Genomic DNA, 15334 nt, shown 5'->3' on the forward strand with positions numbered 1-15334 from the left:
ATGCGCCGGATTGTCGGGTTCAGCCTGAAATTCCGCGCCTTGGTGGTGGCCATCGCCGTGGCAATGATGGCGTTCGGCGGCGTCCAGCTCAGCACGGCCTCGGTGGACGTCTTTCCCGAATTCGCGCCGCCGAAGGTGGAGATTCAGACTATCTGCATTGGCCTTACCGCTGCCGAGGTGGAGCAGCTGGTTTCCGTTCCGCTCGAAGAGGCCCTCAACGGCGTTGAGAGTCTGGATGAGATCCGCTCCAAGTCCGTGGAGCAGCTGTCCTCGATCGTGCTGATTTTCGCCCCGGGAGCGGACCTGCTTAAGGCCCGCCAGCTGGTCTCGGAGCGGATCGCCACCGTCATTCCGTCGCTGCCCACCTGGGCGGCGCCGCCGGTGATCCTGCAGCCGCTGTCGTCCACCAGCCGCGTCATGAAGATCGGGCTGACTTCGGACCAGCGCTCGCTCATGGAAATGTCCATGATCACGTACTGGAAGATTCGCGCCCACCTGCTGCGGGTCCCCGGTGTGGCCAACGTGGCCATCTGGGGTGAGCGTCTGCAGATGCTGCAGGTGCAAGCGATTCCGGAGAAGCTGAAGGCCAACGATGTCAGCCTGAACCAGGTCATGGAGGTCACTGCCAACGCCCTTGACGCCGGCCTGCTGCAGTATTCGCCGGGTTCCGTCATCGGCACCGGCGGCCACCTTGAGACGCCTAACCAGCGGCTCAACATCCAGCACGTGCTGCCGATCACCACTCCGAAGGATCTTGCCGAGATCACCATCGAGGAGAAGAACGGGAAACCGCTACGCCTTGGTGACGTGGCCAATGTGGTGGAGGACCACCAGGCGCTCATTGGCGACGCCGTGATCAACCAGGGTCCCGGGCTGATGCTCATCGTCGAAAAACTTCCATGGGGCAACACCCTGGAAGTCACCAGGGGCGTTGAGGCTGCCCTGCAGCAGATGGAGCCGGGACTCAGCGGCATCACCGTTGATACGGAAATTTTTCGGCCGGCGACCTTCATTGAGGAGTCCCTTGATAATCTGAGCCGCGCGCTGATGCTGGGCTGCATCCTCGTGGTGTTGGTTCTGGGAGCCTTCCTCTTCCAATGGCGCACGGCGCTGATCAGCCTGATCGCCATTCCGCTGTCACTGGTCACGGCGGCGTCCGTTCTCTACCTCACAGGAGCATCGGTGAACACCATGGTCCTTGCGGGGCTGGTGATTGCCGTCGGGGTGGTGGTGGATGATGCGATCATCGACATCGAGAACATCATCCGAAGACTCCGGCAGCACCGGGCGGAGGGCGGGACACGGTCCACCGCCTCGGTGGTCTTGGAGGCCTCGCTGGAGGTCCGTGGGCCGATCATCTACGCCACGCTGATCATCATCGCCGCGGCGGTGCCGATCTTCTTCCTGCAGGGACTGACCGGGGCCTTCTTTAGGCCGCTGGCCATCTCCTACACCCTGGCGGTGCTGGCATCCATGCTCGTGGCGCTGACCGTTACACCCGCACTGGCCCTGATCTTCATGCGGAAAGTCCCGCTGAAAGAACAGGAACCGCCCCTCGTGAGGGTGCTCAAACGCGGTTACCGCGCGGTCCTGAGCCGAATGGTGCGGCGGCCCGTGGCGGGGTACGCGACATTCGGCGCCATGGCGGCCATCGGTGCCATCACGGCACCGCTGCTCGGGCAGTCGCTGCTGCCTGACTTCAAGGAGCGCGACTTCCTGATGCACTGGCTGACCCAGCCGGGCACGTCGGTTTCGGAGGAGTACCGCGTCAGCCAGAAGGCCTGCGAGGAACTGCTCACCATCAAGGGCGTCCGGAACTGCGGCTCGCACATCGGGCAGGCCTTCAACGCAGACGAGGTCGTGGGCGTCTACTTCGGGGAGAACTGGATCAGCATCGACCCCGCGGTTGACTATGACACGACGTTGAAGTCAATCCATGAAGTGGTGGACGGCTATCCCGGGATCGTGCGCGACGTCCAGACCTACCTGAAGGAAAGAATCCGTGAGGTTCTCACCGGCGCCAGCAACGCCGTCGTCGTCCGGCTTTATGGGGACGATCTGGCGCTCCTGCGCTCAAAGGCGGCGGAGATCCATTCGATCTTTGACAATACGGAAGGAGCAATTGACGTCCAGACGGCGCTGCAGAAGGACATTCCGCAGATCAATATCGAGGTTGATCTGGCCAAGGCCCAGAGCTACGGGCTGAAGCCGGGCGACGTCCGGCGGGCCGCGGCAACGATGGTGGCCGGCGAAGAAGTGGGCGACGTTTACCGGGGCGGGAAGGCATACGACGTCCAGGTCTGGAGCCCGCCAGAGGTCCGCTCCGATATCAGCAGCATCAGGAATCTCCCCATTGATACACCGAGCGGGCAGAAGATCCTGCTGTCCGATGTGGCGAGCGTCCAGGTCAAGCCGACCCCGAACGTCATCCAGCGCGATGCACACTCCAGGCGTATCGATATCCAGGCCAACGTGAAGGAAGGCGCGCTGGGCACAGTAGTTGCGGCCATGGAGGAAGGGCTCACGAAAGTGGAACTGCCCCCGGGCTTCCGTACTCAGATCCTGGGTGAGTTCCAGGAGCGCCAGGCGGCCACCAACACCCTGCTGTCACTCGCCATTGGGGCGCTGGCCGTGATCTACCTGCTCCTGCAGGTGGCCTTCGGAAGCTGGCGGCTGGCGACGCTGGTGATCCTCACCCTGCCGATTGCCCTGGTGGGCGGCGTGTTCGCGGCCTTCATGGGCGGAGGGGTCCTGTCACTGGGGTCCATTGTGGGCTTCCTGACGGTCATGGGCATCGCGGCCAGGAACGGCATCCTGCTCATCAACCACTGCCAGCACCTGGAGAAGTATGAGGGTGAAAAGTTCGGTCCGGAACTGGTGCTGCGGGGCGCCGGGGAACGCCTCTCGCCGATCCTCATGACCACCCTGGCCACCGGGCTCGCCCTGGTGCCGCTGGTGGTCCTGGGGAACATCCCCGGCCATGAGATTGAACATCCCATGGCCCTGGTGATCCTCGGCGGGCTGGTGACGTCGACGCTCCTGAACCTGTTCGTGGTCCCGTCGCTGTACCTGAGGTTCGCCAAGCCGAAGGCCGAGCGGCACCAGGCACCGCCGGAGCCCGTCCTGGCTAACGCCTAGCCCCGAACCCGCTGGTCCATCCGCCGCCCACGCCCCGCCACCCGCGGGAACGTGGGCGGCGGTGGCGCGGGGACGGAATGCGGGGCCGTTCCCGCCCGCCGGCGCCGCAGTTCCAGCGCGAGGCTTTCCTGCCCGCGGGCCATTGCCCAGCGGTGGTTGGCCGAGAAACCGGGTTTCAGCAGCCAGCTGAGCCGCCTCAGCAGCGGCTTGGTGGCGCTGACCCGCCAGTCATACGTGATCAGGACCTCCGGGCCGTCCTGCTCGAGCGTCCAGCGTCCGGTCCCGTCCAGGTCGCCCGTTGCGCGGATCGCGAAGCCCTTGCTGGTGATTGGTTCCGTGACGGTCATGGTCCACCGGAGGGTGTAGGGGAGCCAGCCCTTGGTATGCAGCCTCGCCATCCGCCCCACGCCGTTTTCCCTGCCCGGATGGATGGGACTGACGCTTAGGTACACGGACGGCCACCACCGGGCCAGTCCGGCGGGATCGCCCAGGATCTCCGCGACGTCGTCCGTTGTCCCGGCCACGCGCCAGACCGTGACGAAGGCGTAGTCCGTGTTCCGGGTGCCTTTGGCGTTCATGTGTGCCTCCTGCCAGCGGAAAGATCTGGGCTCCATTCAAGCGCGTGCGGCCCGTCCGCCATAGACTGCTGGCGTAAGTCACCACGCCCAAATTGAGGAGTAGCGATGAACTACAGCGGAAGCCAGTATGAGAAGGCCGTGACGGCGGGGGAGCTTGACCGCAGCCACGTTGGCCAGACGGTGAGCTTTCAGCCGAACGATTTCACCGTGGTGTTCGGCAGGATCGCCGGAATCGCCCGGACCGACGCACAGGTGTACCTGACCCTGGACGGGGTCGGCGGCGGCACCCACCTGAAGGATGAGTACGACCTGCCCGTGGCGCACGAGGTGTACGTGCAGCTGGATCCGCTGAGCAGCGCGGGAAAGACCATCTCGGACGCAGAGCGGGTCATCAAGGAGAAGCTGGACGAAATCAGAAAGAACCTCCTCGACCGGGAACAGAAGTCCGGCCCCGAGTAACAGGCCCGGTTGTTGGCTCCTGCAGCGAAGAACCCCGCCGCACAAGAGTGCGCCGGGGTTCTTCCAGGCAACCGCTCCGCGTATGGGGGAACACGGAGCGTTCCTGTCAAAACTAATGGACAGCTTGCTTAGGTTTCAAATCGGCGCCACCTTTTTCCAAGCCCGCGGCGGTAGTATCCGGCTACCGTCGCCGTAACGGGTCTCCTGGATCTACGGCTTCGGTAGGCGGCCCGTTCTGCGAACCGGGGAATGAGCGGGCCGCCGCCCCGGGCGACATTCGGCGCGTCTCACCGCCCTCCTCGAACTCCGGCAGTGAGCCTGCCGTCAAGTCTGACGATGGATACGGCCCGCTCACTGATGACGAACTCGAGGCCCATGCGGTCGCAGGCCCTTGGCAGGAAATAAAGGCGTACACACGCGGATGTGTGACTATCGGTCCATGCCTGAAACCGCAGATCACCCCGTCGCCGTTCGTGCGACGGCTTTCATCCGACTCTCAGGGTGGCTGCACCGCCCGGTGCGCCTGGTCCGTTATGACGCCTACTGGGCAGATGGCCGTGTGGACTTCGGAGTGGACCTTCGGCAGATGATGTACCGGGGTTACCCGGCGGACTTCGCTGCCATCGATGACAGCGTGCACGCCCACTGCCCGGAAGTGGGAACCGGCCGGTGGGTGGACGATTTCGGACGTGTTGTTGAAGGACCCACCCGGATTGATCCGAACCCGCCGGGAAACGGTGGAGGAGAACCTCGGGAGTATGGAGTTTCTAGGCACGAGTCGGATACCAAGGCGAACCGCAAGTGGCGCGTCGGCTTTGGAGTAGCCAGTCTCGGCCTTGGCCTCTACCTCGTCACCGGGCCGATCAGTGACGGGTTCGCCGGTTTCGTGGGCATGCTTTGCTCCATCTTCGGCCTGTCATCACTCGCGGGCCTGCTCCCCAGAAAATACCGATGGTGGTGAGTCGCTTGCGAGCTCCGTGGTTTGATGGCAGTCATGGGGGATCGCTTGTACGGAGGTAAATGGTTGGGTCTAGGGGCCGGCCTTTTGTTCCTGACGGTTCTCACAACCTTCATGGCATTCTTTTCCGGGTTCGACTGGGAACCTGATGAACACCCTGCCTCGTACTGGCGTGCACAGAGCGGCAATGGCTCATGGCCAGCGAAGTATTGGGCCGAGAATGTGGCTGAGATCCGTAGCGGTCTGCCTTACTAATGAGCTCGGAGAATTTGGCTCAGTCACGGTGGGTTCCCATAAGCCGTCGGCGTTTCGGATGGGGCCTCATATTGGCGTTTCTCGCCGGAGTCCTGGGGGTTGCCGTTCATGCGGCCGCTATCTGGAGTCTTGAAGCTGGTCTGACCCGTTTGTTTTTCCTCGTCTTGTTGGACTGGCAACTCATTTTCGGCGCGCATCTCCTCAGCGGCGTGACTGGGGCGACCGGACTGGCCTTATTGGCTCCGCCGCTCATCAGGCGAATAACCCGAACCTGGCTTCGCCGGCTGGCTGCTGTGCTGGTGGTTTTGGCCGCTGCCGCGGCCGCCTTGCCGTGGCTGGTGTACCGCGCGGGCATCGGATTGAACGCTGCTTCGGCTACCTACACCAGAGTCACGGCTGAAACCGGCGAAAGTGTCATCGTCCAGCAGTCGGGCTTCGACCGCGGAGACTACGCCGTCTACCGGCAAGAAGCCCCCTTCCTCTACGAGAGGAGTGCAGAGGGGAAGTCGGTCTCGGACGCCTTCGATCCAGGTGAATGCACACTGGCGGATAGGGCCGCGGATCTCCTGCTCACTTGCGGAGCGGATAGCGTTTCGGTTCCGCCCCTTGATGCAGGCTCCATTTCCTAAGAGAAGGTCAGATAGCCTACTCGCAGACTGCCGCATTCGATCCCGGCGTTACGGAGCGCAGGGATCGCGAGAATTTTGTTGCCGCTGCGTTACTGCGTGCGAATTCTTGGTAAAGCAAAAGGCCCCGGTTCCCTTTGTTTATCAAGGGAACCGGGGCCTTTCTCATTCGCGGTGACGGTGGGATTTGAACCCACGTTGGCTTTTACACCAAACAACATTTCGAGTGTTGCACCTTCGGCCGCTCGGACACGTCACCAACCTGACTAGGGTACCGGAGCAAGGCCCGCATCCCCAAAACGGCATACTTTTGCGCCGCGCTTCAGGCCGCAGGAGCGGCCACGCCGGGCAGCATCTTCCCGGAAATTGAGGCCGGGCACTAGATTCATAAGCAACATGACTACTTCCCAGCACCAGACCGAAGCAACCGCATATTGGACCGTGGGCGCCGGCCAGGGTGAACTCCGCAACGAGGAGCTGCCCGTCCCCGGCCCGGAGGAGGCCCTGGTGCGCTCGCTGTACTCCGGCATCAGCAAGGGTACCGAACTCGTGGTCCACCAGGCCGCCGTTCCGCCGTGCGTCGCCGAGGAAATGCGCGCCCCGCACCAGAAGGGCTCCTTCCCGTCGCCGGTGAAGTTCGGCTACCTGTCCGTGGGCGTGGTGGAGCAGGGCCCGGCGGACTGGGTGGGGCAAACCGTGTTCTGTCTTCACCCGCACCAGGACCGCTACGTGGTCCCAGTGTCCTCGCTCACCCGCGTTCCCGACGCCGTTCCTCCCCGCCGCGCGGTCCTCACCGGCACCGTGGAAACGGCGGTCAACGCCCTTTGGGAGGCGGGGCCAAGGCTGGGTGACCGCGTCGCCGTGATCGGCGCCGGGCTGGTGGGCGGCATGGTGGCCACGCTGCTGCGCACGTTTCCCCTCGCACGGCTCCAGCTCGTGGACCTCGACCCCTCGCGCAAGGGCCTCGCCGACGCCGTCGGCGTCGACTTCGCCCTTCCGGAAGATGCCCTGCCGGACTGCGACATCGTGTTCCACTGCTCGGCGTCCGAGGGCGGACTGGAACGCAGCCTGAAGCTGGTGGGGGACGAGGGCGACATCATCGAAATGTCCTGGTACGCCGACAGGAAAATAACGCTCCCGCTCGGTGAGGACTTCCACGCCCGCAGGCTGTCCATCCGCGCCAGCCAGGTGGGCGCCGTGGCACGGGCCCGCCGGCACCGCCGGACCAACGCCGACAGGCTGGAGCTCGCTGTGTCCCTGCTGAAGGACCCGGTGTTCGATGCCTTCCTTACCGGCGCCTCCGACTTCACCGGGCTGCCCGGCGTGGTCCAGGACCTGGCCGAGGGCCGGCTCGAAGCGCTGTGCCACGTCATCGAATACCCGTTCACTGAAGCCACCGGCGCCGAAAACACCGTCCGTAAAACCGAACCCACAGAAACCGCGAGGTAACCAGTGTTCAGCCTGACCGTACGCCGCCACTTTATGATCGCCCACAGCCTTCCCCGCGAGGCCTTCGGGCCTGCCCAAGGCCTGCACGGGGCGACCTTCGTCGCGGAGGTGACGTTCCGCCGTCGTGCCGTCAACGACGACGCCATCGTCTTGGACATCGGCGCGGCTGGCGACATGATCGAGGAGGTGCTGGCCGGGCTCAACTACCGGAACCTGGACGAGCACCCGGACTTCGCCGGCAAACTGAGCACCACGGAGGCGCTGGCGCAGTACATTGCCGACGCCGTCGCGGAGCGCTTGCGGGAGGACAAGGACGGACGGGAACTCGCGGGCCTTGACGTCACCCTCCGGGAAAACCCCGATGCCTGGGCAAGCTATGCCCTCGAGTTCCAGGCCCTCGAGCCCGACCCCCGCTGACGCCGCCATGCTGCCCCCGCTACCGGCCCCGCCGCCAGCCATCCGCCTCCTGGTTCCCGCGAACATCCGCCACAACTCCGGCGGGAATGTCTACAACGCCGCGCTGGCGCAGGGCCTCGAGCAATTGGGAACCGAGGTAACCATCCAGCCGGTCGGCGGCGACTGGCCGGTGGGCAGCAAGGAAGAACGACGGCGGCTGGCCGGCTTGCTCACGGCGGGAACCAGTGCAAGAACCCAACCAGGGTCCCCGGCGGGGGTGGCCGCCAACACCATCACGATCGTTGACGGCCTGGTGGCCTCCGGCGCCCCCGAAGCGATGGAGGCTGCCGCCGCGGCCGGCCACCCGCCGTGGGTCCTGCTGCACATGCCCCTGGACGAGCACCCGGACCTGGAAGCCCGGGCGCTGCGGGCGGCCGACGGCGTGATCTGCACCAGCGGCTCCGCCGCCGCTGAGATCAGCCGGCGGCACGGCCTGGCCGGCGTCCGCGCGGCGCTGCCCGGAACCGAGCGCGCCCGGGTGGCCGGCGGATCTGAGCCGCCGCGCCTGCTGGCCGTGGCGGCGCTGCTGCCGAACAAGGACCAACTGGTTCTCCTCGGGGCGCTGGCCCGGCTGCGGGATCTGGAGTGGACGGCTGCCCTCGTCGGTTCTGCCACGGCGGACCCCAACTACGCCCGCCAGGTCGCGGCGGCAGTAGACCGCTACGGCTTGGGCGGCCGGGTGCAGCTGCCCGGCGAACTGACCGGCGAGGCGCTGGAGCAGCAGTGGGACGCCGCTGACCTGAGCCTGCTGGTCTCCAAGGTGGAGGCTTTCGGCATGGCGGTCACCGAGTCGGTGGCCCGCGGGGTGCCGGTCATCGTCCGGGCCGGCACGGGGGCGGTGGAGGCGCTGGGGCTGGGTGCGGAAACTGCCCCAGGACCTCCGGACGGTGCTGGACCCGAACTGCCCGGCGCCGTCGTCGAACTCGGCGGTGTCGGTGACAGCGGTGACGCTGACAGCGGAGACGCTGGAGACGGCCAATCCGGGGAGGCGGACCCCGGGCCGCTGGCGGCTCAGCTCCGCAGCTGGCTCACAGACCCCGGGCTGCGCGCCGAATGGCGCCAGCGGGCCCTCGCCGGCAGGAAACTCCTGCCGGGCTGGGATGCCACTGCGCGGCAGGTGCTCGGCTACGTGGCGCCGAAAGCATGGCAGGGCAGCCATTCCTCGCAACCGCCTGCTGATGGAGAATGAGGCATGACCAGCCACGTCCCGTCTGCCGCCACCCTGCCAACCGTTGAAGCCCTCACCCCGGAGCTGCTCCGTGCCTGGGCCTGGCACCGGCAGGGGCTGGACGGCACACTCGAAGGCCGCACGCCGCAGGAGGTGCTCGCCGCGGCGGGCTGGGCGAGGTCCGTGGGCGGCGCCAACCCGTACCTGACCCTCTTCGCCCGCGCCGGAATCCGGCGTGAGCAGGTGGATACGGACGTCCGCGAGCTCAGGATCCACGAACTGCCCACTGCCCGCGGCTGCACCTACGTGCTGGGCCGGGAGGACTTCGACTGGGCGCTGAGCCTGGGTAAAAGCGCCGAAGAGGCCTTCCGGGTGCTGGCGCGGCTCGGCGTCGACCGCGGCGAGATCACGCTGCTGGAGGAACAGATCCTGCACGTCCTCGGCGAAGCCGACGGTCCGCTGGACCCCAGGCAGCTCAAGGAGGAGCTGGGGGAGTCGGTGCGGAGCCTGGGCGAGGAAGGCAAGAAAAAGGGGGCAGCCACCACGCTGCCCACGGCATTGGGGCTGCTGCAGGCAGACGGCCGGATCGGCCGCGTTCCGGTCAACGGGCGGCTGGACCAGCAGCGCTATGCCTACACAACGTGGGGCCTGCCGCCCAGCCGGCTCGGCCCCGAAGGCGCCCGCGAGGAACTGATCCGCCGCTACCTCGGCTGGACTGGCGGCGCCACCATTAGGCAATCCCAGTGGTTCACCGGCTTCACCCTCACCGACAGCAAGGCGGCGCTCGCCGCCGTCGGGGCCGTGGAGGTGCCCACCGCCGGCGGCGACGTGCTTTGGATGCTGCCGGCCGACGTCGAACGCCTCGCGGACTTCAGTCCGCAGGAAGGGGAGCAGATCCAGCTGCTGGCCGGCACCGATTCTCTGGTGCTGCACCGGCGGAACGCGGCGGACCTGTTTGCGGACGAGGACCGGGACCGGAAGCTGCTGAACGCCACCCTGGCGCTGCAGGCGGACCTGCCTGACCATCCCATCTTTGACCGCGGCAGGATCATCGGGCTCTGGCAGTACGATCCCGGCAGGGAAAGGATCGCGGCCTGGCTCTTTGCTGGCCGGACGCCCGCCGTCGAGCAGCGCATCGCCGAGGTTGAGGCGTGGATCCGGGAGGACCTGGGCGACTTCCGCTCCTTCAGCCTGGATTCACCGGCGTCCCGCCAGGAGCGGATCGACGCGCTGGATTCCGCCGGCTAGCAGGCCCGTTAACTTCCGGTGCGGTGCGCCGCAAAGAACTCCCGCAGCAGCATGCCGCATTCCTCCTCCTGCACACCGGCGTAAACCTCTACCCAATGGTTTAGGCGGCGCTCGCGCAGAATGTCGAACACGGAGCCCGCCGCCCCCGCCTTCTCATCCCAGGCCCCGAACACCACGCGGTGGATCCGGGCCAGAACGATCGCGCCGGCACACATGGCGCACGGTTCCAGGGTCACCACCAGCGTGCAGTCCTCCAGCCGCCACCCGTCGCCACGGCCGCCGCCGAGAGCCGCGCGTTCCCGCAGCCGTGCTGCGGCCTCGCGGATGGCCACCACCTCGGCGTGCGCGGTGGGGTCCCCGAGGGCCTCGCGCTCGTTGCGTCCGGCGCCCAAAACAGTTCCGTCCGGACCGATCACGACGGCGCCGATGGGCACATCCTCGGTAGCCAGGGCCCGCCGGGCTTCTTCGAGGGCAAGGCCCATCCATTCCAGGTGTTGCGGATCTGCCGGCGCCATGGGTCAATGATAGTTTCGAAGGATACTTAGCATCGGACAACGCAAGCGCCGGGAGTAACGATGAAGTCCCTGACTGAGCGGTACGGCAGGTGGCTCGGGCCCTACGCCGCCCTGTGGATCACCCTCATCATCGGCGGCTTCCTGGTGGTCACCCTGACGCTTCTCAGCGCGGAGGTATACAACAGCGTCGTGGACCAAGACGGCGTCTCGGGTCTGGACAAACCCGCCCTCCAGCTGGCCAAGGAGTACCGGAGCCCCGAACTCGATTCGGCCGTTACGGCCTTCACGAACATCGGCGGCGGCATCGGCATGCCCATCCTGGCGAGCATCCTCGTGGCCTGGCTGATCTATGTCAGCCGCAGCTGGCGGCCGCTCATTCTGGTGGGCGGCGCGGCGGCAGTCTCCGTGACCGCCACCAGCGTAGGCAAGACGCTTCTTGGCCGCACCCGTCCCGACCATCTCGACGCCGTTCCGCCGTTCGAGTTCTCGCCGTCGTTCCCCAGCGGGCACACGCTGAACACCACCGTGGTGATCAGCATCGTGGTGTACCTGGTATGCCTGCAGTTCCGGAAGACCTCGGCACGGACGTGGGTGATCATCTCGGGTGCGGCGTTCATCATCGCCATGGGACTGAGCCGGGTGTTCCTCGGCCACCACTGGCTGACGGACGTGATGGCGGCCTGGTTGATCGGGGCGGCCTGGGTTGCCGTGGTGATCCTGGCCCACCGGCTGTTCCATGTCATCCGCCGGCGGGAGAATGCGGGCCCCGCGCCCACGTTCGAGCACCCGGCCCATCTGAAGGACAACAAAGCCGACAGGGCGGACCGCCTGCAGGGGACTCCCGATGCCGGGGACGGCGCCGGAAACCGGGGTGGGGAGCCAAGCCCCGGATGATAGTTTTGACCCATGCGAACACTCGTCGTGGACCATCCGCTGGTCGCCCACAAGCTCACCGTCCTGCGGGATAAGAACACCCCCTCGCCGGTCTTCCGCGAGCTCACCGAGGAGCTGGTCACCCTCCTGGCCTACGAGGCCACACGCGACGTCCGCACCCAGCCGGTCACCATCGAAACCCCGGTCGCCACCACCGTCGGCACCGCGTTCACCAAGCCCACCCCGCTGGTGGTTCCCATCCTGCGCGCCGGGCTGGGCATGCTCGGGGGCATGACCAAGCTGGTCCCCACGGCCGAAGTGGGTTTCCTGGGCATGGCCCGCGACGAGGAAACCCTGGACATCATCACCTACGCGGAGCGCCTGCCGGATGACCTTTCCGGCCGCCAGATCTTCGTGCTGGACCCCATGCTCGCCACCGGCGGAACGCTGCGTGAGGCCATCAATTTCCTGTTCAAGCGCGGCGCCGCCGACGTCACCTGCATCTGCCTGCTGGCCGCTCCGGAGGGCCTGGCCAAGCTGGAGGAGGAACTCAAGGACGCCAACGTCACCATCGTCCTCGCCTCCATCGACGAGAAGCTGAACGAGAAGGCCTACATCGTGCCGGGCCTGGGCGACGCCGGCGACCGGCTCTACGGCATCGCCGGGTAGACCGGACCGCTCGAACCGGCGGGCCTCGACCAAAGTCCACCGGCGGAGGTCTTCCTGAGCACAGGGCGCCCCGGCTAGCCTGTGCACCATGGACTGGAAACTTGAACTCGTCTTCGTACCCGTGTCCGATGTGGACCGCGCCAAGGACTTCTACGTCAACAAGGTCGGTTTCAACGCCGACTACGACGAGCGGCCCATGGACGGGCTCCGCTTCGTCCAGCTGACCCCGCCGGGTTCGGGCTGCTCGATCGCGATTGGCGAGGGCTTGAATGATGCTCCGCCGGGCACGGCGCCCAGCCTTCAGCTGGTGGTCAGCGACATCAACGCCGCCCATGACCAGCTCAAAACGAACGGCGTGGACGTCAGCGACGTGGACATCCAGGACTGGGGCCACTTCGTCTACTTCGCCGACCCCGACGGCAACAAGTGGGCGGTGCAGTACCTCCCAAACCGGCCGAACGGCTGAGTTCCGAAGGACGCGTCTTTTAGCCGGATGAGGCAGGATGGAAGCCATGAGCCTTCCTGCCGAATCCGCCACCATCACGCTGACAGCCCGCGCCGTCCTGTTCGATATGGACGGCACCTTGGTAGATTCCACCGCCATCGTGGAGCGCGTGTGGACCGAGTTCGCCGGACGCTACGGCCTTGATATCGCGGAAATCCTCCGCACCTCCCACGGAGTGCGGGCGCTGGATACTGTCCGCCGCTTCGCTCCGGAGGGGGCTGACGTCCATGCCCTGGCCGCCGAATTGGGACAGATGGAACTGACCGAGACCGACGGCATCGTCGCCGTGCCGGGTGCGCTGCAGCTGCTCGAGTCACTGCCCGCCGATGCCGTGGCCCTGGTGACGTCGGCGTCCCTAGACCTCGCCACCGTCCGGATGGCGGCGGCAGGGGTGGAGATGCCGGCAGCGATTGTCACGTCCGAAAACGTGTCCCGCGGCAAGCCGCACCCCGAGGGCTACCTGCTCGGCGCGTCCCTGCTGGGGGCCGACCCCTCGGAGGCAGTGGTTTTCGAGGACGCTCCTGCAGGCATCGCCGCAGGAGTCGCAGCCGGCATCCGGACCGTCGCGGTGGGCCCGAACACCGGCGTCCTTCCCGACGGCGTGCTGCACATTCCGGACTACACCGCCGTTACCGCCTCGGTGGAAACCGGCCAGGACGGACGCCCGGCGGTCTTCCTGCGGCTGTAGTCAGCACCTGTCAGGACAGGTCGTAGACCGTGACGCCCCCGATGGTCTCGGCCTGGAAGGTGGCCGCCACCCGTGCTCGCGTTGTCTGCAACGGTAATGCGGAACGAGTGCGGGAATGTGCCGCGCAAGTAGGCGTGGAGCCGGCGCAGGCACTCCTCCAGGTCGCGTTCCTCGTTGTAAACCGGGATGGTCACGTCCAGGACCGGTTCCGTGGTGGCGGTGTCAATGGGCGCCCGCCGCGTGTGCCGGGTCTGCGCCGGGGCAGGTCCGGCCGCGCCGGCTCTCTGGAGCGCATGCGGCTGGGTGCGCAGCGGTGGGTGCGGCGGGGTTCCGGAGGCCCGGTCAGTGATGGTCATGGCTCAACAGTGGCCGCCGCTGTCATGAGGGTTTTAGGGCCGAGCTGTGCGGGGGCTGTGGAAGTGACTTCGACGCTCGCCTGCCGTCAGCATCAGCTGTGATTGCCGTTTTTCTGCGCCACCCTGCATGGTTGCCGCCGGTGTGGTGGACGCCGAGGCTTGCTTTCTGCACCACTTTGCCTGCGGCAGGAAGATCAGCGACGCAGAAGGGCCCCGGATCCGTGCGGATCCGGGGCCCTCGGCACCTAGGCGGTCAGCCTAAAGCGGTGCAAAAATGTTCGTCGTCAGCCCGATTGGCCGCGGGAACGCTCAGTACCAGTTGTGGGCGAGGTGCCAGTTCAGCGCACCGCACGGGGAGTTGTAGCGCTCCTGGATGTAGTCCAGGCCCCAGTTGATCTGGGTGCGGTAGTTGGTGCGGTAGTCCGCCCCGGCGGTAGCCATCTTCTCGGCGGGCAGTGACTGGACGATGCCGTAGGCGCCGCTGCTCGCGTTGGTGGCCGTCGTGCGCCATTCCGATTCCTTGGTCCAGAGCCGCTTCAGGCACTGCATCTGGTCAGCCGACCAGCCGAAGGACCCCAGCTTGCTGGCCGCGTAGGCCTGCGCGCCGGCGGGATCGTTCAGGGCCACAGGCGCAGCGGCCTTCGCGGGGGCAACCTTCGCGGGGGCAACCTTGGCGGCGGGAGCCGGGGCAGCCTTGGCGACGGGAGCAGCCTTGGGCGCGGCAGCCTTGGTGGCCGCCTTCGGAGCGGCCGCCTTGGGCGCCGCGGTCTTGGCGGCAGCCTTCGGCGTGGCTTTGGCGGTCGCCTTGGTTGCCGACTGCGGAGCGATGGACGCCGCGGAGGGCGCGGGCAGGGCGGAGATGAGCGTCTTGTCGAAGCTCAGGGTCTGCCCGGCGTCAGCGGTGGTGGCGGTCGTCTGAGCGGCGGAAGGCGTAGCCTGCTCGGCTGCCTGGCCTGCGGCGCCGACGCCAACGAGCACGGCTGCGGCAGTGGTTAGGACCGCTGCCCGGCGCCCGAAGGACGGAAGGCTTGCGGTCAAGCGGCCCCAGGCCGTCGCAGGCCGGGCCGGCTCTGCACGGTGACGGGAAATCTTGTGGTCAGACTGCTGGGAGGCGCGATCAGGGCGCGCCTGTGCCTTGAATTCAGACATGGTTGATTGCCTCTCAACACCTGCGGAGTTAGCTGTCGGGTTCGGATGAGGTCATCCGGCCGCACGGAAAATTCACGTGTCGGCTTCACCCCAAGGGCTGATGCGGAAAGCCCGGGACTCTGGTTCCCCCGCCTCTGCCTGAACTAGCGGAATCCGGGAAGCGGCAGAGCTGGGCGTCAATCCGGACATGCAGCTCTAGTGGCGGCTGCACGCTATCGACGGTACAGGAGGCTTTTGATTAAGT

At 66.5% G+C, this 15334-nt stretch carries 16 protein-coding genes, 1 tRNA gene and 1 riboswitch; of the genes, 12 read left to right on the top strand and 5 right to left on the bottom strand.

From position 1 onward, the window contains the following. A complete protein-coding gene (locus tag QFZ33_RS04920; protein WP_307025380.1) occupies positions 1 to 3138 on the top strand; it encodes an efflux RND transporter permease subunit in 3138 nt (1045 codons plus the stop codon). On the opposite strand, the gene QFZ33_RS04925 is transcribed toward QFZ33_RS04920, so the two are convergent. Continuing rightward, positions 3135 to 3716, bottom strand: a complete 582-nt coding sequence (locus tag QFZ33_RS04925; protein ID WP_307025382.1) for an SRPBCC family protein — start codon at positions 3714 to 3716, stop codon at positions 3135 to 3137. The genes QFZ33_RS04920 and QFZ33_RS04925 overlap by 4 nt on opposite strands. A 105-nt stretch (positions 3717 to 3821) precedes the next feature. Between QFZ33_RS04925 and QFZ33_RS04930 the strand changes: the two genes are divergently transcribed. The 3 genes from QFZ33_RS04930 to QFZ33_RS04940 all read left to right on the top strand — a co-directional run bounded on the left by QFZ33_RS04930 (position 3822) and on the right by QFZ33_RS04940 (position 6017). Beyond that, the gene (locus tag QFZ33_RS04930) at positions 3822 to 4175 is read left to right on the top strand and encodes a hypothetical protein (RefSeq protein WP_307025384.1); all 354 of its coding nucleotides are present in this window, start codon (positions 3822 to 3824) and stop codon (positions 4173 to 4175) included. A 439-nt stretch (positions 4176 to 4614) separates the two neighbouring features. Further along, positions 4615 to 5136: a hypothetical protein gene (locus tag QFZ33_RS04935; RefSeq protein ID WP_307025386.1), complete on the top strand. Its 522-nt coding sequence runs from the start codon at positions 4615 to 4617 to the stop codon at positions 5134 to 5136. 323 nt (positions 5137 to 5459) lie between these two features. Further along, positions 5460 to 6017, top strand: a complete 558-nt coding sequence (locus tag QFZ33_RS04940) for a hypothetical protein (protein ID WP_307025388.1) — start codon at positions 5460 to 5462, stop codon at positions 6015 to 6017. 169 nt (positions 6018 to 6186) lie between these two features. Here the strand turns inward: QFZ33_RS04940 and QFZ33_RS04945 are convergent. Further along, positions 6187 to 6273, bottom strand: a tRNA-Ser gene (locus QFZ33_RS04945). 137 nt (positions 6274 to 6410) lie between these two features. Between QFZ33_RS04945 and QFZ33_RS04950 the strand changes: the two genes are divergently transcribed. The 4 genes from QFZ33_RS04950 to QFZ33_RS04965 are packed head-to-tail and all read left to right on the top strand — an operon-like array spanning position 6411 to position 10335. Continuing rightward, the gene (locus QFZ33_RS04950) at positions 6411 to 7463 is read left to right on the top strand and encodes a zinc-dependent alcohol dehydrogenase (RefSeq protein ID WP_307025390.1); all 1053 of its coding nucleotides are present in this window, start codon (positions 6411 to 6413) and stop codon (positions 7461 to 7463) included. 3 nt (positions 7464 to 7466) lie between these two features. After that, positions 7467 to 7880 (top strand): 6-pyruvoyl trahydropterin synthase family protein, encoded by a 414-nt coding sequence (locus QFZ33_RS04955; RefSeq protein ID WP_307025392.1) that lies wholly within the window; start codon positions 7467 to 7469, stop codon positions 7878 to 7880. A 7-nt stretch (positions 7881 to 7887) separates the two neighbouring features. Beyond that, positions 7888 to 9108 (top strand): glycosyltransferase family 4 protein, encoded by a 1221-nt coding sequence (locus QFZ33_RS04960; protein WP_307025393.1) that lies wholly within the window; start codon positions 7888 to 7890, stop codon positions 9106 to 9108. 3 nt (positions 9109 to 9111) lie between these two features. Continuing rightward, a complete protein-coding gene (locus QFZ33_RS04965; protein ID WP_307025395.1) occupies positions 9112 to 10335 on the top strand; it encodes a DNA glycosylase AlkZ-like family protein in 1224 nt (407 codons plus the stop codon). Positions 10336 to 10343: 8 nt separating this feature from the next. Here QFZ33_RS04965 and QFZ33_RS04970 read toward each other — a convergent pair whose 3' ends face one another. After that, complete coding sequence (locus QFZ33_RS04970) at positions 10344 to 10850, bottom strand: nucleoside deaminase (RefSeq protein ID WP_307025397.1); 507 nt, start codon at positions 10848 to 10850, stop codon at positions 10344 to 10346. Positions 10851 to 10910: 60 nt separating this feature from the next. On the opposite strand from QFZ33_RS04970, the gene QFZ33_RS04975 reads away from it, so the two are divergent. The 4 genes from QFZ33_RS04975 (at position 10911) to QFZ33_RS04990 (ending at position 13585) form a co-directional block, all read left to right on the top strand. Next, positions 10911 to 11744 carry a phosphatase PAP2 family protein gene (locus QFZ33_RS04975; protein ID WP_307025399.1) on the top strand — a complete coding sequence of 278 codons (834 nt, stop codon included), beginning with the start codon at positions 10911 to 10913 and terminating at the stop codon, positions 11742 to 11744. 12 nt (positions 11745 to 11756) lie between these two features. After that, complete coding sequence (upp, locus tag QFZ33_RS04980; protein WP_307025400.1) at positions 11757 to 12392, top strand: uracil phosphoribosyltransferase; 636 nt, start codon at positions 11757 to 11759, stop codon at positions 12390 to 12392. Positions 12393 to 12480: 88 nt separating this feature from the next. Next, positions 12481 to 12858, top strand: coding sequence for a VOC family protein (locus QFZ33_RS04985; RefSeq protein ID WP_102972694.1), 378 nt, complete (start codon positions 12481 to 12483; stop codon positions 12856 to 12858). 46 nt (positions 12859 to 12904) lie between these two features. Next, positions 12905 to 13585, top strand: coding sequence for an HAD-IA family hydrolase (locus QFZ33_RS04990; RefSeq protein WP_307025403.1), 681 nt, complete (start codon positions 12905 to 12907; stop codon positions 13583 to 13585). Here QFZ33_RS04990 and QFZ33_RS04995 read toward each other — a convergent pair. Together QFZ33_RS04995 and QFZ33_RS05000 are read right to left on the bottom strand one after the other, a co-directional pair. Beyond that, the gene (locus QFZ33_RS04995) at positions 13516 to 13941 is read right to left on the bottom strand and encodes a hypothetical protein (RefSeq protein WP_307025405.1); all 426 of its coding nucleotides are present in this window, start codon (positions 13939 to 13941) and stop codon (positions 13516 to 13518) included. The two genes, QFZ33_RS04990 and QFZ33_RS04995, sit on opposite strands and share 70 nt — an antisense overlap. Before the next feature lie 309 nt (positions 13942 to 14250). Then, positions 14251 to 15090, bottom strand: a complete 840-nt coding sequence (locus tag QFZ33_RS05000; RefSeq protein WP_307025407.1) for a hypothetical protein — start codon at positions 15088 to 15090, stop codon at positions 14251 to 14253. 3 nt (positions 15091 to 15093) lie between these two features. Beyond that, positions 15094 to 15249: riboswitch (cyclic di-AMP (ydaO/yuaA leader) on the bottom strand. Between the last annotated feature and the right edge of the window lie 85 nt (positions 15250 to 15334).

Origin of the sequence: Arthrobacter globiformis, from assembly GCF_030815865.1 — a bacterium.
In the GTDB taxonomy this organism is placed as follows: Bacteria; Actinomycetota; Actinomycetes; order Actinomycetales; family Micrococcaceae; genus Arthrobacter; species Arthrobacter globiformis_B.